The organism is Leptolyngbya cf. ectocarpi LEGE 11479, assembly GCF_015207065.1.
Lineage (GTDB): Bacteria > Cyanobacteriota > Cyanobacteriia > Phormidesmidales > Phormidesmidaceae > Leptothoe > Leptothoe ectocarpi.
In genome coordinates this window covers 20,564-27,386 of the sequence record NZ_JADEXP010000037.1, presented here as the reverse complement: position 1 = coordinate 27,386, position 6,823 = coordinate 20,564, and the positions used below count along the sequence as shown (strand labels likewise).

Sequence of the window (6,823 nt, the reverse complement as noted above, 5' to 3'; positions counted from 1 at the left end):
CTCACCCACTGAGATCGATAGCATCTAAGCTAGGTCAATATGCTACATCATGTAGAGCACTTTCTCAGTCGTAAACCCTGTTCTCTTGAAGAGACAGGATCTCTGAAGAGGTTGTATTTGAGCCAATATCGCCTAAAGCGCCTATTTAACTAGAAAAGTTCTGTAGAGTCGGCCTACGCCTATAGCAGCTGACGACCCTTACGATAACTGGCGAAAATATAGTAGTAAATATCATTTTCCGCACCTCGAAGATACTTCAATAATCTTAGAAGATAGCTTCTAAAAGCTATTGGTAGCTAGATTTTCAGTACTCCCTTTACTATCTCCTAAAAGCTTAGGAAACCTGTTAGCTAACCTCGTAGATTCAGTAATTAGATGTTCTGAACTGAAACTCCTTTCTAATACTAAGAGCTTCAGTTCAGAACAACTCTAATACCTAGATTAACTTTACCTTAACTTTATCTTAACCTTAAATTAGCTGAATACCACAAAAATGGACTCTAGTGAGGCTGCACGTGGGATCATCTTATTCATAATTTTATATCTACCGGCCTAAGTATAAAGTTGAAATGAAGTATTTCCTGTTGAGCACGGGTCTGCAAACGGGGAATACTCGCGCTAAGTCAGGATAAGGAGTCTGATAGAAACCGATGTCTTATTTTATGAACATCAGATAAAGCTTACTATTCAGAGATTACTGTTCTGAGGACTTATGAAATAGTCTATTTGTTCAAGTTATTTAGACAGGTTTTTAAATAATCTTTGATTTTTTCGAGGGTTAACTTGCTTTATTAAAAACTGTCATGATACGGCTGATTAAATTGAGATTAACTGAAGGTTAATATTGATAAGCTTTAAGTTGAATTCCTGAGCTTACAGTAGCTCTGAATCAGCTAATAGCTGAAAAGTAAGGTGAAAATCTCTGTCCCTTTGGGCAGTTAAATAGGCTTTGCTATCACGATAATTAGTATCGAAATTTGTTAGTGCTCTATCTCCTAGTGGCAGACAATCTCTTCTGCAGATGCCCCATATAAACTGGGATGGAATCATGAATACACAAGGTGCTACATGGTTGTGCTCAAGTTATTTAGATGGTTTCTTGAATAATCTTTTAATCTCGTCAGTATCAACTTGTTTTGTTTAATGTCATCATGTTAGATATATTTAAGGGGAGGTTAACTTAAGGTTAATGTTGATTGGCTTTAGGTTGAAGTCTGAACTTAGCGGTTGCCTTTGAGGACACAAATAATTTATCTAGGTGTTCCTGCAGTGGGTTGGTGCAGTAAAGACTAGCGTGAGATTTTTGGATTGGTGATCTTGGCTGAAGCTGTTCTCTTGTTTGGCTAAAATCATCACTTTAGAGAGTGAGAATGCTTTTGGGCTTGCATGTTAGAAACTCTACGCATGTGTTTAAGTTTCTAATGTACGTCTGCAGGCGCGCGCTTAGAACTCCTCGATGAAGATTGGGGTTTACGTATGTTTTGGTTGATCATGGATCGCTCTTAAACCTAGTTTAGTGATCTCAGAGAATATTTCTCTGAGAGTTAAGCGATCAGCTAAATGATGGGCAGATATCACTGTTTATTACTGATGGTTAGGTTAAGAAATCAGTGTTGAAGCTCTGATATTCGGACGCATGCTAGAAAGTTATTTGTCAGTATTTTTTTCATGAAGCCAGTTCGTAAATTTCAAAAAACTTGCTTATAGGCTTTTCTGTTCCTTTGTAGTTTGTTTGAGAGTACACATACCGATGGTACAAAACGTTAGCCTAACAGACGTGTCTGCTGTTAAAAAAACTCAGCCCGTTTTCCCCTTGAAGCCTCTTTCAAAAAAGGTAACTAAGGTTCAAAAAGAGATAAGTCGATGGCTGGTGGTAGGTAGTGGTGACACAGCTGTCATGTTAGAGCGTGAGAATCGGACCTATAAGCCTAAAGCAGAACTCATCTTTCTGACAGATGATAAAAAAACTCACTCTTCGCCTTCTGCTACTAAGGCCTCTGGCTCACTGTTCGATAATATTGATAACCTTGATGCCCTGAGCCGGAAATCTTGTGCAGGTATTCTAGTCGATGATTCCATCGAGCAGCTGTCTGATGATACAGCAACTCAGCTGATGAAGCTTCGATTGGAAGGATTATCGGTCTATACCCTCATTGATTTTCATGAACAACTCTGTAAAAAAATTCCTCCCTCCTTTCTGAGGGCAGACTGGTTTGCTTACAGCTTTAGATCAGGGTTAGTCAATAATCCGATTAATACTTTGCTTAAGCGCTTGCTAGATTTGTGTGTTGCCAGTGGATTACTGTTGGTAACGTCTCCAATATTAGGGTTGGCAGCCCTGGCTGTTAAATTAGAAAGTGCAGGACCAATCATCTATAGCCAGGAACGTACGGGACTGAGAGGAAAGCCATTCAAAATTCATAAAGTTCGCTCAATGCGTCAAGATGCTGAGAGTCAAGGTGCACAATGGGCGCAGACTCAAGATCCTCGCATTACTTGGGTCGGTCAGTTTTTGCGAAAGACAAGGATTGACGAATTACCTCAGCTATGGAATGTGATCAAGGGGGAAATGACTCTAATTGGGCCGCGTCCAGAGCGCCCTCAGTTTGATCAGTCCTTGAGGCAAGATATTCCCTATTATGATGTTCGCTATATTGTGAAACCTGGGATTACTGGCTGGGCGCAGGTTAACTATCCCTATGGTGCCTCTACAGAAGATGCTTACCACAAGCTAGCCTACGACATTTACTACATAAAGAACTACTCATTATGGCTGGATGTGTTGACGGCCTTCAAAACTATTGGTGTTGTTTTGCACAGACAGGGGCGTTAGTCCATGAAAGTATTGGTTACTGGTGGGGCAGGCTACATTGGTTCCCACGTCGTTTGTCAGTTAGGCGAGGCAGGCTACGAAGTTGTCGTTTATGACAACTGTTCTACAGGCGAGGCGTCTGCTGTCTTGTACGGTGATCTGGTGGTCGCAGATCTGGCTAATGTTGAATATTTGTGGAATACGTTTGCTCAACATCAGTTTGATGCAGTGATTCATTTTGCTGCCAGCACAGTTGTGCCAGAATCAGTCCGTTCTCCTTTAGATTATTATGGCAATAACACTCGGAATACCTTAAATTTACTTCGATGTTGTCAGGCATTTGATGTCAACCAGTTTGTGTTTTCTAGCACAGCTGCTGTTTATGGAAGCCCGGCGCAAAACCCTGTTTTAGAAACAACGCCTACTCAACCTATCAATCCCTATGGTTGTTCTAAATTAATGAGTGAGACAATGATTCGGGATTATGCGGCAGCTTCTGATCTCCGATATGTAATCTTGCGATACTTCAATGTTGCAGGGGCTGATTCAGCCCTTCGGGTTGGTCAATGTACCCCCAATGCGACACATCTGATTAAGGTGACTTGTCAAACTGCTTTGGGCCAACGGCCAAGTCTTCAGGTCTTTGGTACTGATTTTCCGACTCCTGACGGTACAGGTATTAGGGATTATATCCATGTCGAAGATTTAGCCATAGCCCATGTCGATGCGTTGCACTATCTCCATCAGGGGGGTAGCAGTGAAATTCTTAATTGTGGTTACGGTCGAGGATTTAGTGTTCGAGAAGTGGTCAATAAAACGCGAGAGGTGGCGGGAGTAGAGTTTCCTGTTCAAGAAGTTGCTCCGCGAGTAGGGGATCCAGCCTGTGTGATTGCGAATTCAGATAAAATTCGGCGTGTTTTGGGATGGACCCCTCGGCATAACAACTTAGGCTTTATTGTTCGGACAGCGCTGGAATGGGAGAAAAAACTGGCTCAGCATGCTAAAGAACCTTTGCTTTTTAGTCATCGTCCTTTAGTTTGTCGATAGGGCAGGGCAAAATTGCCAATACACTCGTTACTCACTTTTCACAGTTCCAGCTTGGTAAGCAAGTGTCTTTACGAGGCGCTCAATAAGTCCTATGGGGCGCGTGAATTAAAGCGAATTTTAGCCAAACATTAATTTGGAGAAAACAATGCTTAAAACCTTAATTCATCAGGCCAAAGGTTGGGGATTTTTGTGTACGGTTGATGTAGCGGGAAACTGGCAAATTACACCGAAGGAACCCCTTCCTCACTGGCGACTTCGGTTGATCAAAGATCGCTGGATTCTCATTGTTGGGGATTCACCTCAAATTAGTTTTAGAGCAGAAGAAGCATTAGCTTTTATTAATTATCGCTTTAGCCGACGTAAAGCCGACGTCAGTTCTTAGTTTACTGTTGCCAGTAAGCCCTCGTTATTCAATTTTTGACGCAGGTGATTCTTAGCGAGATAAGAACATTTAAGGACGGCTATTAAACGAGGCTAATTAGCAAAGACATTATGGAAAAGAGATTTGTCAGAGAGATACGGAAGCTGGATGACACGCAGCGTCAGTTTGAGGACAAGAGCCGAGCTAGACCCAGTGGTCTTGTCTATGACCCCAGGGTGGATCAGTTTCTGTATTTACGCGAGAGTTCTGGTAATGCCACCACGACAGTTCTAGATGCGGTTACCGCTTATGAAGATCGAGATCTGAGTCGTTCTGTGACATTGCCGACGGGAATTGAGTCGTTGAATACGACCTTTGATGCCCGATTTAATCGATTTCTAGGGCTTTCTCGCAATGGCAACACGCTGATTTTGGTGCAATCGGATGCCAACAGCAGGCTGGATACCTCCACCCAGACAGAAGTGGATATCAGAGCCTTTGGGATTAAGAATGCCCGAGGGTTTACGACAGCCCCAGATGGGACGCTGTATGTCTTGGATGGAGCAGCGAAAGCGATTATTGTGCTTAAGCCCGATGCCAGGGGGAACTTTGAGCAGTCGAATATCTCCCAGGTGGCGCTACCGTCGGAGGTGGGCAATAATCTACGGGGGATCGCCTTTGATGCGACAACGGGTAATCTGCATGTATTAAGTATTCCGAAACAGGATCTGTTTGAATTGACGCCGAAGGGCGATGTGGTCGCAGTTCGAGATTTGTCACCGTTTAAGTTTGGCAAACCTGAAAGTTTGGTATTTGGCTTTAGTGGTGACAATACGGACGATCCGAATGAGCTGAGTCTCTATGTAGCCGATAGTGAGAGGGGCGTGACCGAGCTATCGTTTGAACAGCCCGTCCGGCCTCAAGTTTCGGCAAGTCTACCGTTTGTGCAGAGTATACGGGTCGTCGCGCCGGTAGCTGCAGAGCCACCTTTATTAGAAGCGGATGCGTTTGTTTCATCGTTTGTGCAGCGGACGGATACGTCGCAGTGGAGTCCGCCGAGTCCAGATCCATCGGGGGTGACCTTTGATAGCGCGTCAGGCAACTTGGTGTTGGATGATGGTGAAGTCAATGAGATTGCAATCTTCCAGGGGGTTAACGTCTGGGAATTTACGACGTCGGGTACGGTGGTTGATACCGGCAACACATTAGACTTTCCGACGGGTGGCGTCGAACCGACTGGGATTAGCTACAATCCGGCGAACGGCCACTTTTTCTTTTCCAATGACCTGAGCGGTGATGTCATTACCGAAACGGATGGAAATGGCAGTGCCGGTGATGTGCCGGGTGGGGTGGTTAACCAGTTTAATTCGAGTTCCGGGGGGTCTGGCAGCACCGATTCAGAAGGTGTGGCGTTCGCCGATTTACCGGGAGGGCCGTTCCTGTTTATTGCAGGTGGGATCAATGGCGAGGTCTATCAATTTACCCTATCGGGCACCTTGGTCAATCAGTTTGATACGGCGGGCGATGGGTTTACGGATCCCGAGGGGATTGTGTATGACTCGGTGACGGGGAATTTGTTTATCACGGGCGGGGATCCGGTGGTGGGGGAGTACACTACGACCGGCACGCTGGTGAATACGTATGACATATCGACCTCACCGACGATTGACCGACCGGCGGGGATAGTGATTGCGCCGAGTAGCCAAGGTGGAGGCGGGCGGAGTTTCTACATTGTTGACCGGGGGGAGGATAGTGATGCGGGAAATATTCAAAATGATGGACAGGTCCATGAGTTTTCTATCGCTGCTCCTGCTCCGAGCGGTAATCTTCTGTATGTGAGTTCGACTTCCGGAGGGAATGTTGCTGGTATTGCCTTTGAAGACGAGGATATTCTAATCTTCGATGACGGTCCTGGCTCCTGGTCTATGTTCTTTGATGGTTCGGATGTAGGATTAGGAGCCAGTGGTGTGGAGGTTGATGCCTTTCATCTCAACTCAGACGGCAGCCTTTTACTGAGCTTGACGACACCGGCCACCCTCCCCAATATAGGGGCGATTGATGATTCTGATATTGTGCGGTTTATCCCGACGGCAACTGGGAACAACACGGCCGGAAGTTATGAGCTATTTTTCGATGGGTCTGATGTTGGGCTAGACACTAACGGTGAGGACATTGATTCGATTGGGTTAACGGCTGGCGGTGATCTAGTTATTGGCACCAGTGGATCTTTTAGCGTCAGTGGTCTTTCTGGTAAGGATGAAGATTTACTCGTGTTTACAGATACCTCTTTAGGGGCAAACACAAGTGGAACCTGGGCTCTTTACTTTGATGGTTCGGATGTGGGCCTAAATAATAACGGTAATGAAGATGTTAACGGGACTTGGATTGATCCCAATGGTGACATTTACCTATCAACGAAGGGGGCATTCTCGGTGTCCGGTGCGAGTGGTGATGGTGCCGACATCTTTAGGTGTGCTCTTGGTTCAACGGGAGCGAATACAAGTTGTACATTTGACATCTTTTGGGATGGCTCAACCAACGGTTTTTCAGGGGGAATTATCAACGCTTTTGCGCTAGATCTGCTTTAGGTTATCAATCTAACC

General features: G+C 45.0%; 4 protein-coding genes. All 4 read left to right on the top strand.

Going from position 1 to position 6,823, the window contains the following annotated elements; translation table 11 throughout:
• Nucleotides 1–1,813: 1,813 nt before the first annotated feature.
• Entirely contained in the window at nt 1,814–2,833 is a 1,020-nt protein-coding gene (locus tag IQ260_RS06690) for a sugar transferase (RefSeq protein ID WP_193992022.1), read from the top strand.
• A 3-nt stretch (nt 2,834–2,836) separates the two neighbouring features.
• Nucleotides 2,837–3,859, top strand: a complete 1,023-nt coding sequence (galE, locus tag IQ260_RS06685) for a UDP-glucose 4-epimerase GalE (RefSeq protein ID WP_193992020.1) — start codon at nt 2,837–2,839, stop codon at nt 3,857–3,859.
• A 145-nt stretch (nt 3,860–4,004) separates the two neighbouring features.
• Entirely contained in the window at nt 4,005–4,241 is a 237-nt protein-coding gene (locus IQ260_RS06680; RefSeq protein WP_193992018.1) for a hypothetical protein, read from the top strand.
• A 110-nt stretch (nt 4,242–4,351) separates the two neighbouring features.
• Nucleotides 4,352–6,808 (top strand): hypothetical protein, encoded by a 2,457-nt coding sequence (locus IQ260_RS06675; RefSeq protein ID WP_193992016.1) that lies wholly within the window; start codon nt 4,352–4,354, stop codon nt 6,806–6,808.
• The last annotated feature ends 15 nt before the right edge of the window (nt 6,809–6,823 follow it).

What these genes read in the sequence shown, in the direction of transcription:
- galE (WP_193992020.1), top strand. Translation starts at nt 2,837, where the DNA reads ATGAAAGTATTGGTTACTGGTGGGGCAGGCTACATTGGTTCCCACGTC.
- IQ260_RS06680 (WP_193992018.1), top strand. Translation starts at nt 4,005, where the DNA reads ATGCTTAAAACCTTAATTCATCAGGCCAAAGGTTGGGGATTTTTGTGT.
- IQ260_RS06675 (WP_193992016.1), top strand. Translation starts at nt 4,352, where the DNA reads ATGGAAAAGAGATTTGTCAGAGAGATACGGAAGCTGGATGACACGCAG.